Below are 25,650 nucleotides of genomic sequence, written 5' to 3'. Positions count from 1 at the left end.
AATACTGGCATTGATTAAGCTACGTCGTTTACGATTAAGTGACGAATAACTTCGTCCGAAATCTTAAGTACGCGATCAAGTTCAGTTACAACAGCAGGTTCTGCGTTGAAGTGTACAAGCACGTAGTGCCCGTCACGGAACTTCTTGATCTCATACGCAAGACGGCGTTTACCCATCAGGTCATGTTTGGAGATTTCTCCCCCACCGTTCGAGATGATGCCTTGAAATTTTTCTACCGTAGATTGAACAACTTCTTGCTCAACGTCAGTACGAATGATGTACATCAATTCATATTTGCGCATGTATTTCACCTCCTTTTGGACTAAGCGGCTCCTATTCTAACTTGCTAGGCAAGCGAAGGAGCAAGGAGCGAGGATTCTTATTCAAAACTCGCACCTGAATACTATAGCAAATCATGCGGCAAATTACAAGTTTTTATCACACGCTTCGCACAGGTGGAAGCTGGAAGCTCATCAGGTACATGCTTCCCTCTCTTGCGGGCATTCTAATTATGATTGTTATTCTTACAAAGAGGTGATTCAATCGTGGGTGAATGGACACATTTTAATGAAGGCGATCATGTTCCTAACGACGGTGAATATATGGAAATTGGCGAGAACGCCTTCCATATGGGGATTAACAATCCCAAGACAGTTACCCTCCGCAAAGGTGACACCTTTCCAGCAACAAGCAATCATAATCGCAAATGGCACAAAAAGGGCGGCAAGAGGATGTAGGTCTACTATATGAAAAGAAAGGAACACCCCTCCAGCTTTATGGAGAGGTGTTCCTTTCTTCTACATTCTTTTACATCCACATCGTCATCTTTACTACTTAAATCCCCTACTTCTGGAACACACGCTTCTCTGAAATCTTCCCATCGTTAAAATAGACGATTTCCGCATAATACCCTGCTTGATTAGAGATCGCAAATTCATAGGTCCGTTTGCCATTCTCCTCTTTCACTAGCTTCCCTTTGGATCCCGTCTGCTTAACCAAATCATCGTAGGTACTCGTCAACGTGATTTTCTCCACTTGTTCCTTCGTTAACGTGGAAGGTGTCTCTGCTGCTCCGCCACCTGTTGTTCCCTTTGGTGTAGATGTAGGTGTCGCTGTTACAGCGCCTCCTGCACTCGTCCCACTAGGCGTCGCTGAAGCCCCTGCTGAGGGCTGTACCGTCACACCTGCTGATGGACTAACTGTCGACGTATCATCCTTCTTAGAGCAGCCTGAGGCCACTACAGCAARCATTGCTAGGGATAGTATCCATTTATTCATTTATCTCGTCCTCCTACGTAACTATTTGCCATAACCTAACTGTTAGGTTGCTTCGGATCTTTACTTTTTATCCCTTCTCTTCATATAAACCATTATCACGATCTCGAAACAGGACAATAAAAAAGCCGCCCATATCCCCGAAGGATATAAACGGCTTTCATCTGGTGTGTTCTAGTACGGAAAGAGTGGGAGTCGAACCCACGCACGCCTCGCGACGCCTAACTGATTTCGAGTCAGCCCCCTTGGACCACTTGGGTACCTTTCCAAGAAAATGAGAACAGGACTTATTGTATCAAAAAAGTCTGTCTCTCGCAAGTGTTTTACTAATATTTATGGAAAAGCTAATTGGACTCTTCCTCTGCTGCCGCATTGCTGCGCAATATTTTTTTGAGCTTGCTTTCGAACTTCGTTCTCGGCACTAAGACGCTGTGCTTACAGCCCACACATTTAATCCGGATGTCCATCCCCATTCGAATAATTTCCATTTCATTTGTACCGCATGGATGGGGCTTTTTCATCTGTACAACGTCGCCAAGTTGGTATTCCTTCTTCTCCATCTTAGTTCCCCTCCACCTTTTCCTGTTTAATGCCATGGGTATCTAAATACTTCTTAATCTCTGCATTTAGAATTCGCCCGACTTCCCCTTGTTTGTTCGGCTTACATTCTGCAATAACTCGTATCTTCAAATCCGTGTTTCCAATCATTTGCACACCTAGCACCTGTGGCGCTTTAACGATATTCTCTGTGCGCTCATGCACTTCAGCAACAACTTCATTTAATAAAACCATCGCACGATCAATGTCAGCGTCATAAGCGATAGATACATCGACGATAGCAATCGAATTATAGGTGGAAAAGTTCGTCACTTGCTTGATGTTTCCGTTAGGGATGATGTGAACCTCACCGGTCCAACTTTTGATCCGAGTCACACGAATACCAATTTCCTCAACGGTCCCTTTGAACTGGTCAATTTGAATGACATCACCAACACCAAATTGATCTTCGAATATAATAAAGAACCCTGTAATGWCATCCTTCACCAAACTCTGTGCTCCGAAACCTATCGCCAATCCAAGAACACCTGCACCCGCTAGTAAGGGGCCTAAATTCAATCCTACTTGACCGAGGATCAACATGATAGCAACTAGATTTACCGTATAGGCAATAAGATTATGTACGAGAATTGAAATGGTATTCGATCTTCGTCTATCAATTTTAAGTGGTGACTTCTCTCTCGCAATTACCATGTGAGCGATAGTTTTGTCAGCAATTTTGATAATAACTCTAGCAATGACATAGATAAGTACAATTTTGATAGTGATCCAGAATATTGAGGCAATGATTTCAGGTTTACTGATATGCTCCCGAATCCAATGCATCAAATCTTCGAAATATTGTGTTTCAAAAGACACTAGTAAGCCTCCTTACTTTTCTACTATGGTACCATATCCATCTTCTTTTTTAAAATAAATGCCTCTAATCTCAACATTCTCGCTCTCTATAATCTCTTGAACTCGCACAAGATCTGCTCCTGGAAATTCAATAGAAAGAGCGCATCCTGCTGTAATCTCTTTCGGCGTAGGCCTGATATCGATCTCAATATCCGCGTATTCTAGCAGCATCTCAGCTCTTAGTGCTTGTTGGGTAGAATCGAAAGCTAGCAACATGATAGAAAATTCCAGAGAAAGCTCTCCTCTCTACGTATAAATGTACCTCTCTCTCCATATACTAGTAAAAAAGATTTACTACTTTGGAGGGATATCATGAAATTCCATTTCGGATTCGACGGCGATAAAACCCCAGTGCAAGAACCTTTGAAAATTCAACATACCGATTCCAATACACCTCATCTGCTCGCCAAGCATTTGCAATCGATTTTTAGTAAACTACCAACCTATCAACCTATCGTCGTCATTTGCGTAGGAACGGATCGTTCTACAGGGGATGCGCTCGGTCCTCTCGTTGGCTCCCATCTTAATCGTACGACCACACTCCGCAATCTTCATTTGTTTGGTACCTTGGATGAGCCTGTCCACGCGATGAACTTAGCCGAAACCGTTGAAACCATTCACAAGCAATTTCAGAACCCTTTCATCGTCGCGGTTGATGCTTGTTTAGGGCAAGTTGCCAGTGTCGGCTGCATTCAAGTCGCGCATGGACCACTTAAGCCAGGTGCCGGTGTCAATAAAGATCTGCCTCCTGTTGGTGATATTCATGTAACTGGTATCGTGAATGTTGGCGGCTTCATGGAATACTTCGTCTTGCAAAATACGCGGCTCAGCCTCGTCATGAATATGGCTACCGTCATTGGTGATGCCCTCTACGCTTCGATCAGACGGACGCAATCCTTTGCACCGAGTGCTACGACTGCTTTAAAGTTTGAGTAAGTGTTTCCTTTTCTTCTGGGCTTAACGTGTAACTGGATTGCCCCTTTGCGACCGGCTTCGCATATACATACATTTGCTCTCGACTATGTATTCCTGTAATGATCACACCATCTTGCTCTTCGTTCAGCATCGCCAACGAGAAACTGAGATCACTACCACCTTCATTAAATGCATTGTAGCGACGAACTTTGATGTTCGATGTCATCTTCTTCATGGACTGATGAATACCAGATATTTGGGTCGAAGCCTTAACGGATTCGGCCTTTTGCTCGTTCAAGGAGTTCTGCATCTCAATAAGTAATTGTTCCATATTCTCAGCGCTTGTACCATTGATCATCCGGTTATATCGTTTCCGCAAGGATGACAATCGAATTGAAATAATGATGACCATAACCAATAACACAAGAATGAATGCGAAACAAACTAACATCACGTATTCTGCATTCAAGCCAAACAGTTCCCCCATGCCTTATCCCTCTTTCTACTTCGCATATTGCGCTTGAATCTCTTTGACAGCTTCAATGAGTGCCGTTACCTCTTCGTCCGTGGTAAAATACCCGATGCTCGACCGTACTGCTCCCTTGGCCAACGTACCGGCAACTTCATGTGCAAGCGGTGTACAATGATAACCCGCTCGCACGGCAATTTGAAACGAATGGTCGAGGATAAAAGCAACCTCCGATGAATCCACATTTTGAATGTTAAAGGAAACGATTCCTGTTTTATTTTGTCCAAGCTTTGGCCCTAGAATCGTAACTCCTTCAATTCCCAGTAGCTCTTCCATTAATTGCTGGGTATGTGCCCACTCTTTCGCATGAATCTTGTCCACGGTTTCCGCTAGGACGAATTTCACACCTTCATTCAATCCAGCGATGCCTGGTGTGTTCTGCGTCCCTGCTTCATAGCGATCTGGCCGTACTGTCGGCTGGTGGATGGCCTCCGACTGACTGCCCGTCCCACCATGCAGCAACGGTTCCAAATCAATGTCCGGATGGATGTATAATCCACCCGTTCCTTGAGGCCCCAGGAGCCCCTTGTGGCCTGGGAAGGCGAGCATGTCGATATTCATATCAACGACATGAATAGGCAGAACACCGGCGCTCTGAGCCGCGTCTACAAGCAGCTTCACGCCGCGGCTTCTGCAGAGCTCTCCAATTTCTCCAATTGGCATAATGGTGCCAAGTAAATTGGAACTGTGATTCACCACAACGAGTGTCGTATTCGCGCGAAACGCTTCTTTCAAATCATTGATTTGCATATTCCCCTGCTCATCGTGTTGCAAATAGGTAAGCTCGACGCCAACTGAGGCTTTTAAATATTCTAGCGGTCTTCTCACCGAATTGTGTTCAACATTCGTACAGATTACATGATCGCCCGGCTTTACAAAGCCTTTGATCGCTTGGTTTAGTGCATGTGTCGTATTTAATGCGAATGAAATATCGTTAGGGTTTCTGACACCGAATAACTTGGCTAGATTCTTTCTCGTTTCGAACAATGTGCGGCTTGCCTTCACAGCCATTTGATGGCTGCCTCTACCAGGATTCGCTGCATACTCCTGCATGCATTGCATCATCGCATCCATCACGGATGGCGGCTTCGGCCACGAGGATGCTGCTTGGTCGAAATACATAACGTCTTTCATATGTCCAGCCCCTTTCGAGAAGTCCCTACTCTACCTGCATTACTTAAAAATACCTTATTCAATTATATATGGTCAAAAATATAGCATACCTTAGTTTGTTCCTTCTGTTCGAAAGAAAAACATAGGAGACAGTCCGTTCACAATTAATGAACAGACAGCCTCCATAGGTACGCTAGCAATTTCTAAGAGATTTTACCTTGCAATAATTCTAGCAGTCGGTTGAGATCGTCTTTTGAATAGTAGAGCAACTCGATCTTGCCTTTATCCTGCTGACTCTTAATTTTCACGGATGTCCGATAAATGTCTCGCAATTGCTCTTCTGCTTGATTGATATACGGATCTCTATTTTTTTCTTTTTGTTTTGCCTTTTCCTTTTCAGGGCCAGGTGGTTCTTCTAGCATCTTAATTGCTTCTTCAAGTTCTCTAACACTCCATTGTTTAGAGATCGTTGACTCTGCAAGTTCTTTCTTAATCTTATCGTCCTTCACACCAACAATTGCTCTCGCATGACCCATGGATAATGTTCCACGTGAAACATATTGTTTAATCGATTCAGGCAGGGAAAGCAATCTTAGGAAATTGGCAATATGAGATCTACTCTTACCAACCTTCGCTGAAAGTTCTTCTTGTGTTAATGAGAACTGATCAATGATGCCTTGATATGCAAAAGCGATCTCCAGCGCATTAAGATCCTCACGTTGCACGTTCTCGATCAATGCGATTTCCATTACCTGTTGATCAGAGAGAATTCTTTCTACAGCTGGAATGGTTGGCGTTCCAGCAACTTGTGATGCACGGAAACGACGTTCGCCCGCAATGATCTCGTAGCCCTTAAGTACCTTCCGAACAATGATAGGCTGAATGACGCCATGCTCTTTGATCGATTCTGAAAGTTCCTTAATACTATCTTCATTAAAATGCTTTCTAGGCTGATACGGATTGGCTCTCAATTGAGCCAGTGGAATCTGAATGACTTTATCGCTCTCATCAATATGCAAGGACGTAATTAATGCGTCTAATCCTTTACCTAAACCTTTAGAGAGGCCTTTGGTCATACTGAGATCACTTCCTTAGCAAGTTCTAAATAAACTTCCGCGCCCTTTGATCTAGGATCATACGTAATAATGGATTGCCCATGACTCGGCGCTTCACTCAAACGTACATTACGAGGAATAATCGTTTGATAAACCTTTGTTTGGAAGTACTTTTTAACTTCTTCAATGACCTGAATACCTAAGTTCGTTCTTGCATCAAACATCGTCAATAGGACACCTTCAATTTGAAGTCCTGTATTTAAATGCTTTTGCACCAATCGCACCGTGTTCAGAAGTTGGCTTAAACCTTCTAATGCGTAGTATTCACATTGAATAGGAATGATTACGGAATCCGCGGCAGTTAAAGAATTGATCGTTAAAAGGCCAAGTGATGGAGGGCAATCTATCAAAATATAATCATATAAGTGTTTGACAAGTTGAAGTGACTTCTTTAATCGAACTTCTCTTGAAATGGTTGGAACCAATTCAATTTCTGCACCAGCCAATTGAATCGTTGCCGGTACAATTTTAAGATTCGGTACATTTGTTTCAACTGTTGCATCTTTCGGATGTACGTCATTAATCAATACATCATAAATGCAATTTGTTACATCAGCTTTATTCACACCAATACCACTTGTTGTGTTCCCTTGAGGGTCAATATCAACCAAAAGGACGCGTTTACCAAGCGAAGCTAATGAAGCGCCTAGATTCACAGAAGTCGTCGTCTTGCCGACGCCACCCTTCTGATTCGTTATTGCAATAATTTTAGACAAAACCATTTCACCTCTATCGCTTATGTTCCATAATGCTATTTAACAAGCAGTAGTACTATCTTACCATATCTATCAACCAGTTACCTTATGAATATTTGATAGATTCGTGCCATTAGATGCAAAAAAAACGGCTTGCGCCGTTTTAGGTAGCAGTAATGCCTAAATTATCGCTTAGGAATCTTAATTATAATTTCGTAATGATCTTCATGATCTTGTTCTGAGGTATTAATATGTAATCCCGAGCTTGATACCATCTCAACGGATTGTCGAATTGTATTCAGAGCAAGCCTAACATCTTTCGTAAAAGATACACGGCGTGTCTTCTTAAGCTTGGCTGCTTCCTTTAGGAAACTAATTTTAATCTCCGTTTGTTTTACGTTTAATTCTTTGGTTATGATTTCTTCTAACAATTTCACCTGTTGCTCTTCTTGATCCAGAGCTAGTAAAGCTCGTGCATGGCGTTCCGTAATCTTGCGCTCCATCAATGCCATTTTGACAGGTTCGCATAATTGCAATAAACGAATCTTATTGGCGATTGTGGATTGGCTTTTGCCCAAACGCTGTGCAAGGCTTTCCTGCGTGAGATCATGCATCTCGATCAACTGGTGATAAGCTGCCGCCTCTTCAATCGCAGTAAGTCCTTCACGCTGCAGATTTTCAATTAGCGCAATAGATGCCGCTTGTGAATCGTTGAAATCCCGAACAATAGCTGGAATTGTATCAAGACCTAACTTTTTAACAGCACGCAAGCGTCGTTCGCCAGCAATTAATTCAAATGTATTATTTTTGACTCGAACAACGATCGGTTGAATAATACCATGTGTTCGAATGGTTTGGCATAATTCATCAATACGATCATCATCGAATAACGTTCTTGGCTGATAGGGACTTGGAATAATACTATTTACGGGTATGTTTTTGACCTCATCCGTCGTCGAACGATCTGCAAGGCCAAATAGCTTCGATATTTGTTCTTTCATAGGAAAACTTACCACCAACTCTTCCCGTAGTTTAAGCGATCAGTACAGTTTCAATAAACGGATACAACGCCCTGTACAAGGTGCAAAGATCTTTTCGCCATTCCGAGACGATGTCATTCATGCTGTCTGATTCTAGTAAATTTAATCTATCAATTGCGAATATCCAACCACAACATCACAAATAAAAGGTAAGGCGAAGCCAGTATATGACGGGCTTTCACCTTATATAGGTATTCTCCATCGAAGGCCATAATCCTTCTCTACAATAGGTAAGCTGGCAAATGTTTCACGTGAAACAATTCTATCATTTGAAAAGTGGTTCCTTTAAAGGGATCCCCGCTTTCCTAGGATATTTAGCTGGTGTAGCAGCTGTCTTCTTAATCTCTACAAAATGTCTTACAGATTCTTCGATGGGCAAAATCATGCGATTAACCTTCGTAACTTTCCCTCGCAGCTCTACTAAACTAAAAGAAGAATCTTTAATCTCATCATCCACTTCGGAACCCTTCATCGCAATGAAAGTTCCACCACTCTTGGCAAAAGGAAGACAGAACTCATTCAGCACTTGCAGTTTCGCAACAGCTCTAGCTGTAACGAGGTCAAAGTGATCACGATAGCGAGGAAGCCTAGCAATATCCTCTGCCCTACCGTGCACACAATCCATCTCCATTAGAGCAAGTTGAGAAACAATTTCATTTAAGAATAAAATCCGTTTATTCAAGGAATCAACAATGGTAACTTGAAGATGAGGAAATGCAATTTTAAGAGGTATGCTTGGGAATCCAGCGCCTGAACCGATATCAGCAAGAGATTTAACCTTCCCCATATCGTAATTGAAAGCCACAGAAAGAGAATCATAGAAATGTTTAAGATACACTTGGTCTCTCTCTGTGATACCTGTTAAATTCATTTTCTCATTCCACTCTACAAGAGTCTTGTAGTACTGTTCAAACTGAGCTAACTGTTCCGTAGAAAGAGTGATGTTCTCTTGGGCTAATAACTCTGCGAATTGTTGCTGTATAGCATCCATATCTTTAACCTCTAGCCGCTATGACTCTATTGTAATGTTCGAGATAAACAAGCAAGATCGAAATATCCGAAGGTGTAACCCCGCTAATCCGAGATGCTTGGCCAATTGAGATTGGACGGATTTTCGCGAGCTTCTGTTTCGCCTCTGTGGCAATTCCATGGATCTCGCTATACTCAATATCATCCGGAATCTTCTTCTTTTCCATTTTTCGCAAACGATCAACTTGATTGCTTTGCTTTTCAATATAACCAGCATATTTCACTTGAATACCAACTTGCTCCTTCATATCTTCATCTAAGTCAAAAGGAGACATCGTCATTTGCTCAATATGTTTATATTCAATCTCCGGACGACGCAGTAAGGAAATCGCTGGTACCGAATTCGTCAATTCCACGCTTTCCAAGCTTCGAAGCAATTCTTGAACGTGAGGCTCAGGTCTCACCTTCACTTCAGATAAACGTTCAATTTCTTGCTCTACTAGCGATTTTTTGTTCGAAAATCTCGCATAGCGTTCTTCAGAAATTAATCCAATTTCATGACCAATCGGCGTCAAGCGGAGATCAGCATTATCATGACGAAGCAACAAGCGATATTCTGCGCGTGAAGTTAGTAAGCGGTACGGCTCACTAGTTCCCTTGGTCACAAGATCATCAATAAGAACTCCGATATATCCTTCCGAACGATCCAATACAATTGCTTCCTTCTCTTGTACTTTACGCGCGGCATTAATTCCAGCCATAACCCCTTGACCAGCAGCCTCTTCGTAGCCTGATGTTCCGTTGATTTGTCCAGCTGTGAAAAGTCCGCTAACCAACTTTGTCTCCAACGATGGCTTCAATTGTGTAGGTACAACTGCATCGTATTCGATCGCATAGCCGGTACGCATCATTTCAACTTTTTCTAACCCCGGTATGGAACGTAAAATCCCCAACTGCACATCTTCCGGCATACTCGTAGAAAGACCTTGAACATAATACTCCGACGTACTGTGACCTTCTGGCTCTAGGAAGATTTGATGCTTTGCCTTATCAGCGAAACGAACAATTTTATCTTCTATAGAAGGACAATACCTCGGTCCAGTCCCTTCGATAGCACCAGAGAACATCGGAGCGCGATGGAGATTATCATTAATAATTTGGTGAGTTTCTGCAGACGTATAAGTTAACCAGCAAGGCAATTGTTGATTATGATTGGAACCATACTTCGTTTCGAACGAGAAAAACTTTGGTTGCTCATCGCCAGGCTGAATTTCTGTTTTGCTAAAATCAATCGTATCTCCATGAACGCGCGGTGGCGTTCCTGTTTTAAATCGAACTAAGTCAAAGCCTAGCTTACGCAAGGACTCCGATAATTTAACCGAGGGTTGTTGATTATTGGGCCCGCTCTCGTACATCAGTTCGCCCATGATGACCTTACCGCGCAAATACGTACCGGTGGTCAAAACGACAGATTTTGCATAATACTCAGCGCCTGTCTTTGTAATCAAACCTTTGCAAACACCATTCTCAACGATAAGCTCCTCTGCCATTCCTTGACGGAGTGTCAAATTAGGTGTAGCTTCAATCGTTTCTTTCATTTTGTGCTGATACGAAAATTTATCGGCTTGAGCGCGCAGCGCATGAACAGCTGGTCCCTTACCTGTATTCAACATACGAAGTTGAATGTAAGTTTTATCAATATTGCGACCCATCTCACCGCCAAGCGCGTCGATCTCACGAACAACGTGTCCTTTCGCTGGACCACCGATAGATGGGTTACAAGGCATGAAAGCAACCATGTCCAAATTGATCGTTAATAACAACGTATTACAACCCATGCGAGCTGAAGCTAATGCTGCCTCGCAACCTGCATGTCCGGCACCGATAACGATAACGTCATAATTCCCTGCGTGATATCCCATAGAAACGTCCCTCCCTCTTTTATGAAAACGCAAATGCTGTCGATTTTCATTTTCCTAAGCAGAATTGTGTAAAAATTTGATCGATTAAGGATTCCCCTACAGAATCTCCGATAATCTCCCCTAGCTGCTCCCAAGCAGCCCGGATATCAATTTGAATCATATCAATCGGCACATATTGTTCATTGGCATCCAACGCATCCTGCAAGGAACGCTTAGCCTGCTTCAACAAAGAAATATGACGAACATTACTCACATATGTTAAATCACTGGATTCGAGCTTTCCTTCAAAGAAAATCGCCGCGATCGCTTTTTCCAAATCCTCAATACCTTTATTCTCAATCAGGGACAGTTCCACAATACGCTCATGCGGGAAATAACTGAGTACCTGTTCCACATCTAATTTGCGATCCAAATCAATCTTATTCAAAATAACGATCGTTTGTTTATCCGCTAACTGCTTCATCAACGCAATCTCGTCGAGTTGAAGCTCATCGTTACTATTCAGTACCAGTAAAATGAGATCAGCCTCGGCTAAGGCAGTCTTAGAGCGCTCCACACCAATCTGTTCGACAATATCCGAAGTTTCACGAATACCAGCTGTATCAAGCAGCTTCAATGGGATACCGCCAATATTAACGAACTCCTCAATGACATCTCGCGTAGTTCCTGGAATATCCGTAACAATGGCCCGATTCTCTTGGGCTAATTCATTCAACAAGGAAGACTTCCCAACATTAGGTTTGCCGACAATGGCCGTCTCAATGCCCTCGCGCAATATTTTACCTTGTTCTGCGGTCACCAATAAACGATCAATATCTAACATGACCGTATCACACTTCGTCTTGATGAATGCATTTGTCATTTCCTCTACATCATGTTCCGGGTAATCAATATTCACTTCAACATGAGCCATTAACTCCACCAGAATGTATCGTAAATGCTTAATCTGTTTCGATAAATTGCCTTCCACTTGCTTCAAAGCTACCTTGAATGCTCGATCGGATTTAGCCCGAATTAAATCTATAACCGCTTCTGCTTGCGTTAAGTCAATACGACCATTCAAGAAAGCTCGCTTCGTAAACTCACCTGGCTCAGCTAAGCGAACCCCTTGTATTAGCAGTAAATCAAGTACTTTCTTAACGGAGACAATCCCACCGTGACAACTAATTTCAACAACATCCTCCATAGTGAAGGATCGCGGAGCTTTCATTAACGTAACTAGAACCTCCTCTACCTTTTCGGCGGAAGCAGGTTCTATAATGAATCCATAATGTACCGTATGCGTGTCAGCAACAGATAATTTCGTTTTGGAGCGGAAAATACGTTCAACGTATGTGACAGAATCCTCGCCGCTCACACGAATAACCGCTATCCCACCCTCACCAAGCGGTGTAGAAATAGCAGCAATCGTATCATTTAACATAGTATTTGCACCTCGAATTTACCTCATCTTAAAGAAAAAGCAATGACATATGAACCCAGTCATTGCGATCTGTGTTATTTAACAGCGATGACAACCCGACGATTCGGTTCTTCGCCTTTACTGTACGTTTTGATAACTGGGTGCCCTTGTAATTCCGCATGAATAATTTTACGTTCTTGCGAATTCATTGGCTCCAAAATAACTTCTTTTTTCGACTTGATCACGCGATTAGCTAGTCTTAACGCCAGCTCTTCCAACGTTTTCTTCCGTCGATCACGGAAATTTTCCGCATCTAAGATGATACGGAAATGAGAATTCGCATATCGATTACCAACAATATTGACTAAATACTGAAGCGCATCCAGTGTTTGTCCTCTTTTTCCGATCAAAATACCTAATTCCGAGCCACTCATGTTTAAGATATAGCCTTCACGATCTTTATGTGTATCTATGGTGATGGAAATTTGCATCGCTTCGAACATATCTTGTAAGAAAGCTATCGCTTCCTCAAGTGGATCGGGTATCAATTCGAGCTCAACCTTCGCAACTCTGGAGCCAATAAACCCGAACAACCCTCGTGAGGGCTGTTCCAAAATATGAATTTGTACACGATCCTCCGAAACTTGCCATTGATCTAGACCAGATTTAACTGCTAGTTCAATTGTCTTTCCAGTCACCACGATTTTCTTCATTTCGACAGGCCACCCTTATTATTTTGAGATCCAGGCTTTTTTTGTGAACCAGGAGCACCATAGATGAAATAAGACTGAACGATTGTGAAAATGTTACCGTAAATCCAGTAAAGCGGAAGTGCCGACGCAAAATTCATGGACATAACGAAAATCATGACCGGGAAAATGTACATCAAGCTTTTCATTTGTTGATTCATCTGGGAAGACATAAACATTTGTTGAATGAACGTCGTAGCCGCGGCAATCAACGGTAAGATGTAAAGGTGATCCGGCTTACCAAGATTCAACCATAGGAACGTGTGCTCATGAATTTCTTGATTACGCATAATCGCTTGATAAAGTGCGATTAGAATTGGCATTTGGACAATGATTGGAAAACAACCAGCTAACGGATTTACACCATTTTGTTGAAATAGTTTCATCGTTTCTTCTTGTTGCTTTTTCGCATCATCTTTATATTTCTCTTTAAGCTTTTTCATTTCAGGCTGCAGATCCTGCATCCGTTTGGAGCTTTTGTATTGCTTAAGCGTAAGCGGCAAAATAATCAATCGAATAATCAGTGTAACAACCAAGATGGATAATCCATATTGACCCCATAGATGATCGGCGAACCAGTCAAGCGTTTTTGAAAGCGGGTACGTAAAGTACTTAGTGAAAAAATTAGCCGTGTTCGGGTCGATTGGCGCTGATGCTGCACTTGACGGGCTACATCCGGACAAAAGTAAAATCACCGAAGACAGTGCTACTAGCATATAAATTCGACGAGTCAAAATGAGATCCTCCTAAATGTCTTTTCCAAGATAAACTATAACACATCTTCAGTCCGCAAGGAAATATTGCGTCACTTTTTTGTGGCGTCATTTTTTTTATATAAAGAAGCTTTACGAATGACATGCCAGATACTCTTCTCCATGTCTGCGTAAGCCATATCAACAACAGGTTTTCTAGCTAGCAGAATGTAATCATATTGAGGCGTCATGTTTTCTTTTTTCAACCGAATAATTTCTTTCATCATTCTTCTCAAACGATTACGTACAACGGCATTTCCAATTTTCTTGGAAACCGATACACCGAAACGAAAATCTTCTGCTTTCGGCTGCGGCAAATAGTATAGAACGAATTGCTGATTGGCCATCGATTTGCCATAGCGATACACCTTACTAAAGTCTTCTCTTTTTGTTAACCGATATTGTTTCTCCACACCCATGTACACTCCAGACAGATCACATTCATTAGTTGAAAGAACACTACATATCTAATCTAGTTTTAACAAAACCAGCTCGATGTAAACCGAACAACAAAATGCAAAAAAAAAAGCCCCTTTCGGAGCCTCTTCTTACGCGCTAAGAACTTTTCTTCCTTTAAGACGACGAGCTTGTAGAACTTTACGACCGTTCTTCGTGCTCATTCTTTTACGGAAACCATGGTTCTTCTTACGCTTTCTCGTATTCGGGTTAAATGTTGGACCCATCTATAGCACCTCCCTACCTGGCTGAGGATATCCATCCTACAAAATTTCTACTACTCATTAAATCATTTTCACAGAAGAAAGTCAACCTACCCAAGTGTGCAGTATTTAGATGGCAGAATACCTCGAGAACGACAAAAAGAATAAGCTGTGCATAAAGTTTTGACGAGAAAGAACAAACTTTGTCGAAAATCAACAGAATATCAACAATATCTTGTGTTGTGAACAATTTCTACCCACAAGTTGTTGTTATTGTGGATAATACGAAACAATCCGTTGATTAACAAGGTATCTTTTGTTAAGATAGTAATGTTTCTGCTGTGGATATACACCACTAATCCTCCGAGTTATCAACACCCTGTGGATAATAATGTGCACAAACTTCCCTCTACAAGAATAAGTCATTTCTGCGGATCCTTAGTAATGTGGATAAAACCGACAAAAGTCATCCTTTTTTGACCCCACCAGACACTAGATTCTTTTAGACGATATTTGGGCACACTACATGCTAACTACCAATTCTTCAAGATTCCAACGTGAGTTGTTTATTTTCACGTTTTATTCATAAATCATAACCAAGTTTCCCCTGGCCTATGCCACATGTTTGATTCAAAAGGAGTGAAGTACTGTGGAAGGCCATTCTACGGACCTTTGGCAACAAATTTTAACGATTATTCAAACGAAGCTCAGTAAACCAAGTTTTGACACCTGGCTCAAATCGACGAAGGCCACTGTATTCAACGATTCAACAGTCATTATTTGCGCACCTAATAATTTTGCGCAGGAGTGGCTTGAGAGTAGATACACGAAACTAATCGAAGGAACAATCTACGATTTTACGGGAAAGCATGTATCCGTTAAATTCATCATCGAAACTGAAGATCAGAAGTCACAATCGATGCAAGCCATTCAACCCGTTGTCATTCCTCCCAAAGGTCCAGCCATTGTTGCTGGTGAAGAAAACTTTACAAGTATGATGAACGCTAGGTACACATTTGATACCTTCGTTATCGGATCTGGCAATCGTTTTGCTCACGCTGCTTCCCTCGCCGTAGCTGAAGCGCCGGCGAAAGCGTATAATCCCCTCTTTTTATATGGGGGTGTTGGACTAGGTAAAACTCATCTCATGCATGCGATCGGACATTATGTACTCGAACATAACCCTGGCTCTCGGGTTCTATATATATCCTCCGAAAAGTTTACGAATGAATTTATCAATGCAGTCCGTGATAACCGCGGGGAAGGCTTTCGTAACAAGTATCGAACCATTGATGTACTGCTCATCGATGATATTCAATTCCTTGCGGGGAAAGAAGGAACACAGGAAGAGTTTTTCCACACATTTAACGCGCTTCATGAGGAAGGAAAACAAATTATTATCTCAAGTGACCGCCCGCCCAAAGAGATTCCAACCCTTGAAGATCGGTTACGCTCACGATTTGAATGGGGACTTATCACAGATATTCAACCGCCAGATCTCGAAACACGTATCGCTATTTTACGCAAAAAGGCTAAAGCCGAGAATCTAGAGATTCCGAATGAGGCCATGATCTATATCGCGAACCAAATTGATACGAATATCCGAGAACTGGAGGGTGCTTTAATACGCGTTGTCGCGTACTCGTCCCTTATTAATCAAGATATTAGCGTTCATTTAACGGCTGAAGCGTTGAAGGATATCATCCCATCAAACCGACCAAGAGTCATTACGATACAGGATATTCAAGCGCGAGTTGGAGAATTCTATGGCTTAAAGCTCGAGGATTTCAAAGCTCGTAAACGAACGAAAGCCGTGGCTTTCCCAAGGCAAGTAGCCATGTACCTTGCACGGGAGCTCACAGACTTCTCATTGCCGAAAATCGGAGATAATTTTGGGGGTCGTGATCATACGACTGTCATACATGCGCATGAGAAAATTGTGCAGCAGCTCAAAGTGGATCAAGAATTATATAAGATTGTCCATAACTTAACGGAACGCATCAAAAACCCCTCTTAATAACATCACTTTTTCCATAAGCCTATGCACAATCTATTCACATGTGGATAGGCTTGCTCTATCTCAGGTTCATCCACATATCCACATATCCAGAGCCCCTACTGCTATTACTAATAAAGAATGTTATTATATAATGATTATGCTAACGCACCGTAAAAAAAGAACTGCAGGAGTGAAGTCATGAAATTAACTATCCTAAAAGACCATTTAATCGAATCCATTGGTCACGTTTCCAAAGCCATATCCTCTCGAACAACGATACCCATTCTTACAGGGATCAAAATAGATGCAACCTTAAGCGGTGTTACGCTAACAGCTAGTGACACCGACATTTCTATTCAAAGCTTTACAGCAAGTGAAAACAGCACAATTAAAATTATTGAACTTATTCAAGCTGGGAGTGTTGTCCTTCCCGCTAAATTTTTCGTTGAAATCATTCGCAAGCTGCCAGCACAGCTAATCGAAATTGAAGTAAAAGCCAACTTCCAAACGATTATTCGTTCAGGTTCTTCCGAAATTCAAATCATGGGCTTAGACCCAGATGAGTATCCACTGCTTCCTGAAATCGAAGAAAGCAAAATGCTTCGCCTTCCAAGTGATTTGCTTAAAACAATGATTAAACAAACGTCCTATGCCGTATCAACCAATGAATCCACGCCTATTCTTACAGGGGTTCTTTGGAACATTACAGGTGATAAGTTGAAATTTATCGCATGCGATCGTCATCGCCTGGCAAGTAGAGAAGTCACCGTTGATAACGAACAAGCACAAAACCTGCCTAATATCGTTATTTCAGGACGTACACTGAATGAGTTAAGCAAAATTTTGCCTGATCAAAACACCCTTATAGATATAGTTATTGCGGACAACCAGGTTTTATTCAAAATTCAAAACATTTTATTTTATTCGCGTATTTTAGATGGCACTTACCCAGATACGTCTAAGCTAATTCCGCAATCCTTTCAAACGGAAATGGTTGTTCCAACGAAAGAATTGGCAGAAGCGATCGATCGTGCCTACCTTCTCTCCAAAGAAGACAAAACGAATATTGTTAAAATGATGATGCTTGAAGACAAAACCATCGAAATCTCATCCAGCTCCTCCGAGCTAGGTAAAGTAACCGAACAAATTGCCCTGCAGCATATTGTTGGTGATTTACTTAAGATTTCGTTTAACTCCAAATATATGTTGGATGCACTGAAGGTACTCGACTCCGAATTTATTCAAATTGGATTTACGGGAGCTATGCAGCCGATCATTATGAAACCGCAAGATTCGACGAATATTTTGCAGTTAATTTTGCCATATCGAACAACGAATTAAGGGAGCGCTCGTATGAAACAAATAGTTATCAACACTGCATATATTACACTTGGTCAGTTTCTGAAATTATCGGACTGTATATCCACAGGTGGACAAGCTAAATTTTTTGTTGTGGAAACCAAAATCGAAGTGAACGGGCAAGCTGAAAATCGCAGAGGTCGGAAACTTGTGCCGCAGGATATCGTCAAGGTAGAAGGTTTTGGACAATTCGAGGTCATAAGCTCCTGATCGAAATAACCAGGGGGATGATCGGCCATGTTTCTGAACAAACTCGTACTCAGTCATTATAGAAATTACGATCATGTTGAATTAACAACATCGAATAACGTGAATATTTTCGTTGGGCCCAACGCACAAGGTAAAACGAACTTGCTGGAATCCATCTACGTGATGGCAATGACCAAATCACATCGTACCCACCAGGACAAAGAACTGATTGGCTGGAACGGTGAGCAAACACTACTGCATGCTGAGATTCAGAAATTGTACGGGAACTGTAAGTTGGATCTCTCCATCTCTTCAAAGGGGAAAAAAGCGAAGATTAATGGTCTTGAGCAGAAAAAACTCAGTAATTTTATTGGTGCACTGAACGTTGTGATGTTTGCGCCGGAGGATTTAGAGATCGTCAAAGGAACACCTGGCATAAGACGACGTTTTCTTGATATGGAAATCGGCCAAGTACAGCCCTCCTATATTCACGACTTATCTCAGTATCAGAAAATCTTGGTGCAACGAAATAATTATTTAAAGCAAAATTACCCCGGAAAAAGCACACCTGATGCCATGTTAGACATCTGGAATGAACAATTAGCACAGTATGGTGTTAAAATTATGAAAAAGCGTCAAAACTTCATAAAGAAGCTTCAAAAATGGGCGGAGAATATCCACAGAGGGATAACGAACGACAGTGAATCGTTAGTGATTCGCTACTCCCCTTCTTTTGACATGGAGCCATTTGAAGATGAATCTGTTTTATTAAACCAATTTATGATAAAGTTATCTTTGGTGAAAGATCAGGAATTCCGAAGAGGCGTAACTTTAGTAGGCCCTCATCGTGACGATCTTCTCTTTTTCATAAATGACAAAGAAGTCCAAACGTACGGTTCCCAAGGCCAGCAGCGTACAACCGCGCTATCACTCAAGCTAGCAGAAATTGAGCTCATTCATGAAGAAGTTGGCGAGTATCCTCTGCTATTGCTAGATGATGTCCTATCGGAACTGGATGAATATAGACAGACACAGTTAATTCGCACGTTTCAGCAGAAAGTCCAAACGTTTATTACGACAACAGGTCTAGAGAGTGTTCATTTGGACCAACTGGATCATGCTTCCGTGTTTCATGTTTTGAAAGGAAATGTAAGCGGCAGGAGCTGAGAAGCATGTTTATTCATTTGGGTGGAGAGAAAATCATTAGAGCGTCTGAATTGATTGCTATATTTGATATTTCGATTGAGAAGTCATCCAAAATATCAAAGCAATTCATTCAACAAGCATTAAAGGATAAAAGAACGGAGCAAATTGGTGAGGAAGATTGCAAATCACTAGTCGTTACCAAAAGTAAAGTCTACTATTCCCCCATTTCCTCAACCACGCTCAAGAAAAGAGCTAATCAGTTATTGACGAATTAACTTCTTTTAATATAAAAAAGCAGGTGAAGAGTAGCATGTCTGTGAATCAAAATGCGTACGATGACAGTCAGATTCAGGTTCTGGAAGGTTTAGAAGCCGTTCGCAAAAGACCGGGTATGTATATTGGTTCAACCAGTGCCCGAGGACTGCACCATCTCGTTTGGGAAGCTGTAGATAACAGTATCGATGAAGCCCTGGCCGGTTTTTGTACAAAGATCGATGTGATTGTCCATAAAAATAATAGCATATCCGTTATCGATAACGGACGTGGGATTCCTGTCGGTGAGAATGCCAAACTGAAAAGACCGACACTCGAAGTTGTTCTTACCGTGCTTCATGCTGGTGGGAAATTCGGTGGGGACGATTCTGGTTATAAAGTTTCAGGCGGACTTCACGGGGTTGGTATCTCTGTTGTAAATGCGTTGTCAGAGCTGCTTTTGGTTCAAGTTAAGCGTGAAGGCCAAATTCATCAACAAGAATATCGCCGCGGTGTGCCTCAATATGATGTGAAAATCATCGGAGAAACGGAAGAAACAGGTACGACAGTTACGTTCCAACCGGATCCAGAGATTTTCAAAGAAACGACAGAATATGATTTCGATACGCTGCAATCCAGAATTCGCGAACTTGCTTTCTTGAATAAAGGCATCGAGATTAACTTAATAGATGAGCGTACGGATACGGTGGCAACGCATATGTACGAAGGCGGTATTGTGTCCTTTGTACAGCATTTAAATCGCAACCGTGAAGTCGTCAATGAATTGCCGATCTATGTTGAAGGTGCTAAAGACAATATTTCGATCGAGATTGCACTACAGTACAACGATAGCTATACCGAAAACATTTACTCTTTTGCTAACAATATCAACACACACGAGGGTGGAACGCATGAATCAGGATTCAAGAGCGCACTGACGCGGATCCTGAATGACTACGCCCGTAAAAATAATTCGATCAAAGAAAGCGACTCGAATCTTTCTGGGGATGACGTGCGCGAGGGTCTTGCTGCGATTATTTCCGTGAAAATTCCAGAGCCTCAGTTCGAAGGTCAAACGAAGACGAAACTTGGTAACAGTGAAGTTCGTGGTATTGTGGAATCCCTTTTCGCAGAGAAACTGCAAGAATTCCTGGAAGAGAACCCAGCCGTAGCTCGCAAAATCCTTGAAAAAGGTATTCAAGCTGCTAGAGCCAGAGAAGCTGCGCGTAAAGCTAGAGAATTGACTCGCCGCAAAAGTGCGCTTGAAGTTAGTGCCCTGCCAGGTAAACTAGCAGATTGCTCTTCCAAAGACGCTTCAATCAGTGAGATTTACATTGTAGAAGGTGACTCTGCAGGTGGTTCAGCTAAGCAAGGACGTGATCGTCACTTTCAAGCGATTCTGCCTCTGCGTGGTAAAATTTTGAATGTAGAGAAAGCACGCTTGGATCGTATCTTATCCAATACTGAAATCCGTGCTATGATTACAGCTTTCGGGACAGGAATCAGCGATGATTTTGATATTACCAAAGCACGTTATCACAAAATTATCCTCATGACGGATGCAGATGTGGATGGTGCGCATATTCGTACCTTGCTGCTTACCTTCTTATACCGTTACATGAAAAAACTAATTGAGACTGGCTATGTGTATATTGCACAACCACCACTCTTTAAGCTTGAGCGTAATAAAACGATTCGATATGCGTATAACGAGAAGCAACGTGAAATCATTATGCAAGAGTTTGGTGAAGGCGTGAAAGTCAATGTCCAACGTTACAAAGGACTTGGCGAGATGAATCCGGGGCAGCTTTGGGAAACAACTATGGATCCGGAAAGCCGTACACTTCTGCAAGTGACGATCGAAGATGCTATAGAAGCAGATACACTCTTTGATTCATTGATGGGCGATAATGTAGAGCCTAGACGTGATTTTATCGAGGAACATGCGAAATACGTGAAAAATTTAGATATCTAACGTCGTCCGTGACGTTGCAAACGATGTAAGCTTTCAGGAGGAACATTCATGAGCGAAGAATTACATTCGCAAGTCAAAGAAATTGACATTTCGACCGAAATGCGTACATCCTTCTTAGACTATGCGATGAGTATCATTGTCAGTCGCGCACTGCCAGATGTTAGAGACGGTCTGAAGCCGGTTCATCGCCGTATCTTGTTTGCGATGTCTGAACTAGGTATGTCTCCAGATAAGCCACATAAGAAATCAGCGAGAATCGTTGGTGAAGTTATCGGTAAATATCATCCACATGGTGATACCGCTGTTTACGAAACCATGGTTCGGATGGCACAAGATTTCTCCCTGCGTTATATGCTGGTTGATGGGCATGGGAACTTTGGATCCATCGACGGTGATATGGCAGCAGCCATGCGTTATACCGAGGCTCGTTTGTCGAAGATTGCTATGGAGCTTCTTCGTGATATTAACCGAGAGACAATCGATTATAAACCAAACTACGATGGCGAAGAAAATGAGCCCGTCGTTCTCCCTTCTCGTTTCCCGAACTTACTCGTTAACGGTAGTTCAGGGATCGCCGTAGGTATGGCAACGAATATTCCTCCACATAACCTAAGAGAGGTTATCGAGGGTATTCAGATGATGATTGAGAATCCAGATGTCACGCCTATGGAATTAATGCAAGCGATCAAAGGACCTGATTTCCCAACGGCCGGATTCATTCTTGGACGCGAAGGTATCAGATCAGCCTATACCACAGGTAGAGGCTCCGTTACGATGAGAGCTAGAACGGTCATTGAAGAGAATAATAATAAGGCTAGAATCATTGTGAATGAGCTGCCTTATCAAGTAAATAAAGCAAGATTAGTAGAGAAAATCGCTGAGCTTGTGCGCGAGAAGAAGATCGACGGAATCACAGATCTTCGAGATGAGTCAGACCGCAACGGGATGCGTGTGGTTATTGAGCTGCGACGCGATGTTAATCCTAACGTTGTTCTGAACAACTTGTTCAAACAGACAGCCATGCAATCCAATTTTGGAATCATTATGCTCGCTCTCGTCAACGGAGAACCAAAAGTTTTGAATCTTCGTGAGATGCTGCATTATTATCTTAAACATCAACAAGAAGTCATTCGTCGTAGAACCGAATTTGATTTGCGTAAAGCGGAAGCTAGAGCGCACATTTTAGAAGGTTTACGTATTGCACTTGATCACCTGGATCAAGTTATTGCATTAATTCGCTCTTCTCGTACAACGGATGAGGCGAGAGAAGGACTCATGACGACATTTAGTCTGAGCCTGGATCAAGCACAAGCCATTCTTGATATGCGTTTACAGCGTTTGACTGGTTTGGAACGTGAGAAGATTGAAGCGGAATATGTGGAACTCATGAAGAGAATTGCTGAGCTTAAAGCGATTCTTGCCGATGAGCAGCTGATTCTTGCGATCATTAGCGAAGAACTGAATGAAATTAAAGAAAAGTTCGGTGATGACCGACGTTCTGAGATTACAGTTGGTGAAGAAAGCATTGAAGATGAAGACCTTATCCCACGTGAAGATGTCGTTATTACGATAACGCACACTGGCTACATTAAGCGCCTACCGGTTACGACGTATCGGAACCAGAAGCGTGGAGGACGTGGTGTCGTCGGTATGGATACGAAAGATAATGACTTCGTGGAACATTTGTTCGTAACGAATACACATCATTATCTGATGTTCTTTACGAATAAAGGTAAAGTCTATCGTTTGAAAGCTTATGAGATTCCAGATTTGAGCCGTACAGCTCGTGGAACACCAATTATTAACTTGATTCAAATCGAACAAGGGGAAACCGTCAATGCGGTCATTCCTGTTGAAAGCTTTGAAACAGAGCAGTATCTGTTCTTTGCAACTAAGCAAGGGGTTGTTAAGAAAACACCAATTGATGATTATTCAAACATTCGTAAAGGCGGTTTAATCGCCATTAATTTACGAGAAGATGATGATCTCATTGGTGTGAAGCTTACGGACGGTAACCAGGGCATTATTATGGGGACCAAGCTAGGAATGTCCATTCACTTCCCAGAGAGTGATGTGCGTTCAATGGGCAGATCGGCTACGGGAGTAAAAGGTATTCACTTGGATGATGAAGATGCTGTCATCGATATGGACGTTGTTCATGAAGATAATAGTGTACTAATCGTAACATCCAAAGGCTTCGGTAAACGGACACCTGTTTCCGAGTATCGGATTCAATCACGTGGCGGTAAAGGGATCAAAACTTTAAATGTCACGGAGAAGAACGGTCCGATTGTCGGTCTTAAAGTGGTGCAAGAAGATGAGGATCTGATGATTATTTCCGCATCGGGTACTGTCATACGTACAAGCATGGACGGCATTTCTGTTATGGGTCGTAATACGCAAGGTGTTCGTCTGATTAACATACGTGAAGATGACGAAGTAGGGACGTTGGCTCGCGTTCAGAAGAATGAAGAACAGAACGAGTCTGAGGATGACGGCGACTGGGAAGAGTCAGCAGAAGCAACAGAGTCAGAAGAATAAAATGTAGGGATGGGGCTTACAAACCCATCCCTTTTACTTTACAATAAGAAGTATACGAAATAGTAAGGTGAGTGAATGACCGTGCCGACAGTAGCCGTTTCGCAATTAAAATATGGTGAAAGATTAGGCGATATTGTAATAACCAAGATGGGCAATACGCTTTTTCACAAAGGAAGAATCATTCAGGAGAGAGAACTCGAAATTCTGAAAGCATTTCTCATTCCTTCTGTTTATATTGAAGTTAAGAACGGCAATGAAGTGGAGCAAGTGAGTGAAGAGCCCAAAGTGAAAGAAGTTGAGGCTGTTCATCCGTTTTATGTGGAATATCATAATATGGTGAAACTGCTGAAGAGAGTTTTTCTTCTTGCTAATGGCGGACAACAGCTTCCTATTTTAGAAATACGGACAGGTCTCGAAACGCTAATTCGACATATTGATGCTTATAAAGTGCTCACCTTCACACCTAAGAATCGGAATCTACATGAGTATATTTATCATAAAAGCATTTTAGTGAGCTTAGCCTCGTACTCCTTAGCAAAATGGGCAGGTCTTCCGCAGAAGGATTTACTTCAAATTGCAATGGCAGGTTTACTTCACGATATTGGTACCAGCAAAGTGGATCGCACACTTCTGGAGAAGAAGACGCCTTTAAATGCTTCAGAAATGGACGAGATTAAGCAACATACACTGATTGGCTACCAGATTCTTAAGAATATGTCTGGCATTAATGAAGGTGTGAAATTAACAGCCCTTCAACATCATGAAAGAGAAGATGGTTCAGGCTATCCGCTCGGTGTAAAGTCAGATAAGATTCATATGTATGCCAAAATTGTTGCTATTGCTGATATCTATAACGCGATGACAAATGAGCGTTATTACAAAGGTGCTCTGTCGCCCTATGTAGTATTAGAGCAGTTGTTGAACGAATCCTTCGGTAAAGTAGATCCTACACTCGTTCAAGTCTTTATGAACAAATCTACGCAAATTAGTAACGGAACACTTGTGAAACTAAGTGACAACCGTGTAGGCGAGATCGTGTTCTCTGATCGCTCACATCCTACAAGACCATGGGTTAATGTCAATGGTACAATCGTTAACTTAACCGTCGAAAGAAATCTATTCATTCAAGATGTGATCGGCCATATTTAAAATACTCTAGTCAACCTTCACTCGCTGAGAGTGGAGGTTTTTTTTATATTGTAAATAAAACTTGCAATCCTTTCAGGTATTTGTTATATTACTCCTTGTCGCTTCGGCGGTCGAACGAAAGAACGAAAGAAATTTAAAAAAACTTCTTGCAATCGAGTAGGCCGATGTGGTATATTGATCAAGTCGCCTTTGAGGGGCGAAGGATTGATAAGGAAATAATTGATCTTTGAAAACTGAACAACGAGTGAGTAAGCACAGTCGGGCAATCGACTATAAAAGAGATTGCAAAATCTCGCTAGCATCAAAATGAGCATTTCAGCTTTTCTATTATGGAGAGTTTGATCCTGGCTCAGGACGAACGCTGGCGGCGTGCCTAATACATGCAAGTCGAGCGGGTTTATCCTTCGGGGTAAGCTAGCGGCGGACGGGTGAGTAACACGTAGGTAACCT

27 protein-coding genes, 1 tRNA gene and 1 rRNA gene are annotated in these 25,650 nt (G+C 42.1%); 11 read left to right on the top strand and 18 right to left on the bottom strand.

Annotation, left to right across the window (positions count from 1 at the left end):
• Positions 1 to 14: 14 nt before the first annotated feature.
• Positions 15 to 302 (bottom strand): 30S ribosomal protein S6, encoded by a 288-nt coding sequence (rpsF, locus tag AC1DLM_RS16465; RefSeq protein WP_056622648.1) that lies wholly within the window; start codon positions 300 to 302, stop codon positions 15 to 17.
• A gap of 243 nt (positions 303 to 545) precedes the next feature.
• Here rpsF and AC1DLM_RS16460 point away from each other — a divergent pair, with 243 nt between their 5' ends.
• Positions 546 to 737, top strand: coding sequence for a YjzC family protein (locus AC1DLM_RS16460; RefSeq protein WP_028557224.1), 192 nt, complete (start codon positions 546 to 548; stop codon positions 735 to 737).
• Positions 738 to 843: 106 nt separating this feature from the next.
• Here the strand turns inward: AC1DLM_RS16460 and AC1DLM_RS16455 are convergent, their stop codons facing one another.
• From AC1DLM_RS16455 to AC1DLM_RS16435, 5 genes are all read right to left on the bottom strand, one after another.
• Positions 844 to 1,278: a hypothetical protein gene (locus AC1DLM_RS16455; protein WP_477570585.1), complete on the bottom strand. Its 435-nt coding sequence runs from the start codon at positions 1,276 to 1,278 to the stop codon at positions 844 to 846.
• A gap of 177 nt (positions 1,279 to 1,455) precedes the next feature.
• A tRNA-Ser gene (locus AC1DLM_RS16450) sits at positions 1,456 to 1,543 on the bottom strand.
• 76 nt (positions 1,544 to 1,619) lie between these two features.
• Positions 1,620 to 1,835 carry a DUF951 domain-containing protein gene (locus tag AC1DLM_RS16445; RefSeq protein WP_171636294.1) on the bottom strand — a complete coding sequence of 72 codons (216 nt, stop codon included), beginning with the start codon at positions 1,833 to 1,835 and terminating at the stop codon, positions 1,620 to 1,622.
• 1 nt (position 1,836) lies between these two features.
• A complete protein-coding gene (locus tag AC1DLM_RS16440) occupies positions 1,837 to 2,691 on the bottom strand; it encodes a mechanosensitive ion channel family protein (RefSeq protein ID WP_477570584.1) in 855 nt (284 codons plus the stop codon).
• 12 nt (positions 2,692 to 2,703) lie between these two features.
• Entirely contained in the window at positions 2,704 to 2,946 is a 243-nt protein-coding gene (locus tag AC1DLM_RS16435) for a putative Se/S carrier protein (RefSeq protein WP_063868179.1), read from the bottom strand.
• 96 nt (positions 2,947 to 3,042) lie between these two features.
• Between AC1DLM_RS16435 and yyaC the strand changes: the two genes are divergently transcribed.
• A complete protein-coding gene (gene yyaC, locus AC1DLM_RS16430) occupies positions 3,043 to 3,666 on the top strand; it encodes a spore protease YyaC (RefSeq protein WP_056622658.1) in 624 nt (207 codons plus the stop codon).
• Here yyaC and AC1DLM_RS16425 read toward each other — a convergent pair.
• The 12 genes from AC1DLM_RS16425 to rpmH form a co-directional block, all read right to left on the bottom strand.
• Positions 3,641 to 4,132, bottom strand: coding sequence for a DUF4446 family protein (locus AC1DLM_RS16425; RefSeq protein WP_441990038.1), 492 nt, complete (start codon positions 4,130 to 4,132; stop codon positions 3,641 to 3,643). The genes yyaC and AC1DLM_RS16425 overlap by 26 nt on opposite strands.
• A 15-nt stretch (positions 4,133 to 4,147) precedes the next feature.
• A complete protein-coding gene (locus tag AC1DLM_RS16420; protein WP_441990037.1) occupies positions 4,148 to 5,308 on the bottom strand; it encodes an aminotransferase class V-fold PLP-dependent enzyme in 1,161 nt (386 codons plus the stop codon).
• A 182-nt stretch (positions 5,309 to 5,490) separates the two neighbouring features.
• Positions 5,491 to 6,363, bottom strand: coding sequence for a ParB/RepB/Spo0J family partition protein (locus AC1DLM_RS16415; protein WP_056622671.1), 873 nt, complete (start codon positions 6,361 to 6,363; stop codon positions 5,491 to 5,493).
• Positions 6,360 to 7,118: a ParA family protein gene (locus AC1DLM_RS16410; RefSeq protein WP_056622827.1), complete on the bottom strand. Its 759-nt coding sequence runs from the start codon at positions 7,116 to 7,118 to the stop codon at positions 6,360 to 6,362. Before AC1DLM_RS16410 ends, AC1DLM_RS16415 begins: the two co-directional genes overlap by 4 nt.
• A gap of 164 nt (positions 7,119 to 7,282) precedes the next feature.
• On the bottom strand, positions 7,283 to 8,098 hold the full coding sequence (noc, locus tag AC1DLM_RS16405; RefSeq protein ID WP_441990036.1) for a nucleoid occlusion protein: 816 nt from the start codon (positions 8,096 to 8,098) through the stop codon (positions 7,283 to 7,285).
• Between the two features lie 304 nt (positions 8,099 to 8,402).
• On the bottom strand, positions 8,403 to 9,128 hold the full coding sequence (rsmG, locus tag AC1DLM_RS16400; RefSeq protein ID WP_441990035.1) for a 16S rRNA (guanine(527)-N(7))-methyltransferase RsmG: 726 nt from the start codon (positions 9,126 to 9,128) through the stop codon (positions 8,403 to 8,405).
• Positions 9,129 to 9,132: 4 nt separating this feature from the next.
• Entirely contained in the window at positions 9,133 to 11,028 is a 1,896-nt protein-coding gene (gene mnmG, locus AC1DLM_RS16395; RefSeq protein WP_441990034.1) for a tRNA uridine-5-carboxymethylaminomethyl(34) synthesis enzyme MnmG, read from the bottom strand.
• A gap of 46 nt (positions 11,029 to 11,074) precedes the next feature.
• Positions 11,075 to 12,451, bottom strand: a complete 1,377-nt coding sequence (gene mnmE, locus AC1DLM_RS16390; protein ID WP_441990033.1) for a tRNA uridine-5-carboxymethylaminomethyl(34) synthesis GTPase MnmE — start codon at positions 12,449 to 12,451, stop codon at positions 11,075 to 11,077.
• Between the two features lie 74 nt (positions 12,452 to 12,525).
• Positions 12,526 to 13,143, bottom strand: a complete 618-nt coding sequence (jag, locus tag AC1DLM_RS16385; protein ID WP_056622682.1) for an RNA-binding cell elongation regulator Jag/EloR — start codon at positions 13,141 to 13,143, stop codon at positions 12,526 to 12,528.
• Entirely contained in the window at positions 13,140 to 13,913 is a 774-nt protein-coding gene (gene yidC / locus AC1DLM_RS16380) for a membrane protein insertase YidC (protein WP_246303121.1), read from the bottom strand. Before yidC ends, jag begins: the two co-directional genes overlap by 4 nt.
• A gap of 71 nt (positions 13,914 to 13,984) precedes the next feature.
• Positions 13,985 to 14,344: a ribonuclease P protein component gene (gene rnpA / locus AC1DLM_RS16375; RefSeq protein WP_441990032.1), complete on the bottom strand. Its 360-nt coding sequence runs from the start codon at positions 14,342 to 14,344 to the stop codon at positions 13,985 to 13,987.
• Between the two features lie 135 nt (positions 14,345 to 14,479).
• On the bottom strand, positions 14,480 to 14,614 hold the full coding sequence (rpmH, locus tag AC1DLM_RS16370) for a 50S ribosomal protein L34 (protein ID WP_028557239.1): 135 nt from the start codon (positions 14,612 to 14,614) through the stop codon (positions 14,480 to 14,482).
• 625 nt (positions 14,615 to 15,239) lie between these two features.
• Here rpmH and dnaA point away from each other — a divergent pair.
• The 9 genes from dnaA to AC1DLM_RS16325 all read left to right on the top strand — a co-directional run.
• Positions 15,240 to 16,607 carry a chromosomal replication initiator protein DnaA gene (gene dnaA, locus AC1DLM_RS16365; RefSeq protein WP_056622690.1) on the top strand — a complete coding sequence of 456 codons (1,368 nt, stop codon included), beginning with the start codon at positions 15,240 to 15,242 and terminating at the stop codon, positions 16,605 to 16,607.
• A 180-nt stretch (positions 16,608 to 16,787) separates the two neighbouring features.
• On the top strand, positions 16,788 to 17,930 hold the full coding sequence (dnaN, locus tag AC1DLM_RS16360; protein WP_171636310.1) for a DNA polymerase III subunit beta: 1,143 nt from the start codon (positions 16,788 to 16,790) through the stop codon (positions 17,928 to 17,930).
• A gap of 12 nt (positions 17,931 to 17,942) precedes the next feature.
• On the top strand, positions 17,943 to 18,158 hold the full coding sequence (yaaA, locus tag AC1DLM_RS16355; RefSeq protein ID WP_056622694.1) for a S4 domain-containing protein YaaA: 216 nt from the start codon (positions 17,943 to 17,945) through the stop codon (positions 18,156 to 18,158).
• A 27-nt stretch (positions 18,159 to 18,185) separates the two neighbouring features.
• Positions 18,186 to 19,304, top strand: a complete 1,119-nt coding sequence (recF, locus tag AC1DLM_RS16350) for a DNA replication/repair protein RecF (RefSeq protein ID WP_056622696.1) — start codon at positions 18,186 to 18,188, stop codon at positions 19,302 to 19,304.
• A 5-nt stretch (positions 19,305 to 19,309) separates the two neighbouring features.
• Positions 19,310 to 19,558, top strand: a complete 249-nt coding sequence (remB, locus tag AC1DLM_RS16345; RefSeq protein ID WP_173117070.1) for an extracellular matrix regulator RemB — start codon at positions 19,310 to 19,312, stop codon at positions 19,556 to 19,558.
• 35 nt (positions 19,559 to 19,593) lie between these two features.
• Complete coding sequence (gene gyrB / locus AC1DLM_RS16340) at positions 19,594 to 21,510, top strand: DNA topoisomerase (ATP-hydrolyzing) subunit B (protein WP_171636314.1); 1,917 nt, start codon at positions 19,594 to 19,596, stop codon at positions 21,508 to 21,510.
• 48 nt (positions 21,511 to 21,558) lie between these two features.
• The gene (gene gyrA, locus AC1DLM_RS16335) at positions 21,559 to 24,051 is read left to right on the top strand and encodes a DNA gyrase subunit A (RefSeq protein WP_441990031.1); all 2,493 of its coding nucleotides are present in this window, start codon (positions 21,559 to 21,561) and stop codon (positions 24,049 to 24,051) included.
• Positions 24,052 to 24,132: 81 nt separating this feature from the next.
• The gene (locus tag AC1DLM_RS16330) at positions 24,133 to 25,200 is read left to right on the top strand and encodes an HD-GYP domain-containing protein (protein WP_441990152.1); all 1,068 of its coding nucleotides are present in this window, start codon (positions 24,133 to 24,135) and stop codon (positions 25,198 to 25,200) included.
• A gap of 326 nt (positions 25,201 to 25,526) precedes the next feature.
• A 16S ribosomal RNA gene (locus AC1DLM_RS16325) occupies positions 25,527 to 25,650 on the top strand; the annotation flags it as partial.

The sequence above is a fragment of the Paenibacillus sp. 01T442 genome (assembly GCF_056398345.1).
The sequence above is the reverse complement of the archived record's forward strand: the minus strand, read 5'-3'. Positions and strand labels throughout refer to the sequence as shown.

What these genes read in the sequence shown, in the direction of transcription:
- rpsF (WP_056622648.1), bottom strand. Translation starts at nt 302, where the DNA reads ATGCGCAAATATGAATTGATGTACATCATTCGTACTGACGTTGAGCAA.
- AC1DLM_RS16445 (WP_171636294.1), bottom strand. Translation starts at nt 1,835, where the DNA reads ATGGAGAAGAAGGAATACCAACTTGGCGACGTTGTACAGATGAAAAAG.
- AC1DLM_RS16435 (WP_063868179.1), bottom strand. Translation starts at nt 2,946, where the DNA reads ATGTTGCTAGCTTTCGATTCTACCCAACAAGCACTAAGAGCTGAGATG.
- yyaC (WP_056622658.1), top strand. Translation starts at nt 3,043, where the DNA reads ATGAAATTCCATTTCGGATTCGACGGCGATAAAACCCCAGTGCAAGAA.
- AC1DLM_RS16425 (WP_441990038.1), bottom strand. Translation starts at nt 4,132, where the DNA reads ATGGGGGAACTGTTTGGCTTGAATGCAGAATACGTGATGTTAGTTTGT.
- AC1DLM_RS16420 (WP_441990037.1), bottom strand. Translation starts at nt 5,308, where the DNA reads ATGAAAGACGTTATGTATTTCGACCAAGCAGCATCCTCGTGGCCGAAG.
- AC1DLM_RS16415 (WP_056622671.1), bottom strand. Translation starts at nt 6,363, where the DNA reads ATGACCAAAGGCCTCTCTAAAGGTTTAGGTAAAGGATTAGACGCATTA.
- noc (WP_441990036.1), bottom strand. Translation starts at nt 8,098, where the DNA reads ATGAAAGAACAAATATCGAAGCTATTTGGCCTTGCAGATCGTTCGACG.
- rsmG (WP_441990035.1), bottom strand. Translation starts at nt 9,128, where the DNA reads ATGGATGCTATACAGCAACAATTCGCAGAGTTATTAGCCCAAGAGAAC.
- mnmG (WP_441990034.1), bottom strand. Translation starts at nt 11,028, where the DNA reads ATGGGATATCACGCAGGGAATTATGACGTTATCGTTATCGGTGCCGGA.
- mnmE (WP_441990033.1), bottom strand. Translation starts at nt 12,451, where the DNA reads ATGTTAAATGATACGATTGCTGCTATTTCTACACCGCTTGGTGAGGGT.
- jag (WP_056622682.1), bottom strand. Translation starts at nt 13,143, where the DNA reads ATGAAGAAAATCGTGGTGACTGGAAAGACAATTGAACTAGCAGTTAAA.
- rpmH (WP_028557239.1), bottom strand. Translation starts at nt 14,614, where the DNA reads ATGGGTCCAACATTTAACCCGAATACGAGAAAGCGTAAGAAGAACCAT.
- dnaN (WP_171636310.1), top strand. Translation starts at nt 16,788, where the DNA reads ATGAAATTAACTATCCTAAAAGACCATTTAATCGAATCCATTGGTCAC.
- yaaA (WP_056622694.1), top strand. Translation starts at nt 17,943, where the DNA reads ATGAAACAAATAGTTATCAACACTGCATATATTACACTTGGTCAGTTT.
- recF (WP_056622696.1), top strand. Translation starts at nt 18,186, where the DNA reads ATGTTTCTGAACAAACTCGTACTCAGTCATTATAGAAATTACGATCAT.
- remB (WP_173117070.1), top strand. Translation starts at nt 19,310, where the DNA reads ATGTTTATTCATTTGGGTGGAGAGAAAATCATTAGAGCGTCTGAATTG.
- gyrB (WP_171636314.1), top strand. Translation starts at nt 19,594, where the DNA reads ATGTCTGTGAATCAAAATGCGTACGATGACAGTCAGATTCAGGTTCTG.
- gyrA (WP_441990031.1), top strand. Translation starts at nt 21,559, where the DNA reads ATGAGCGAAGAATTACATTCGCAAGTCAAAGAAATTGACATTTCGACC.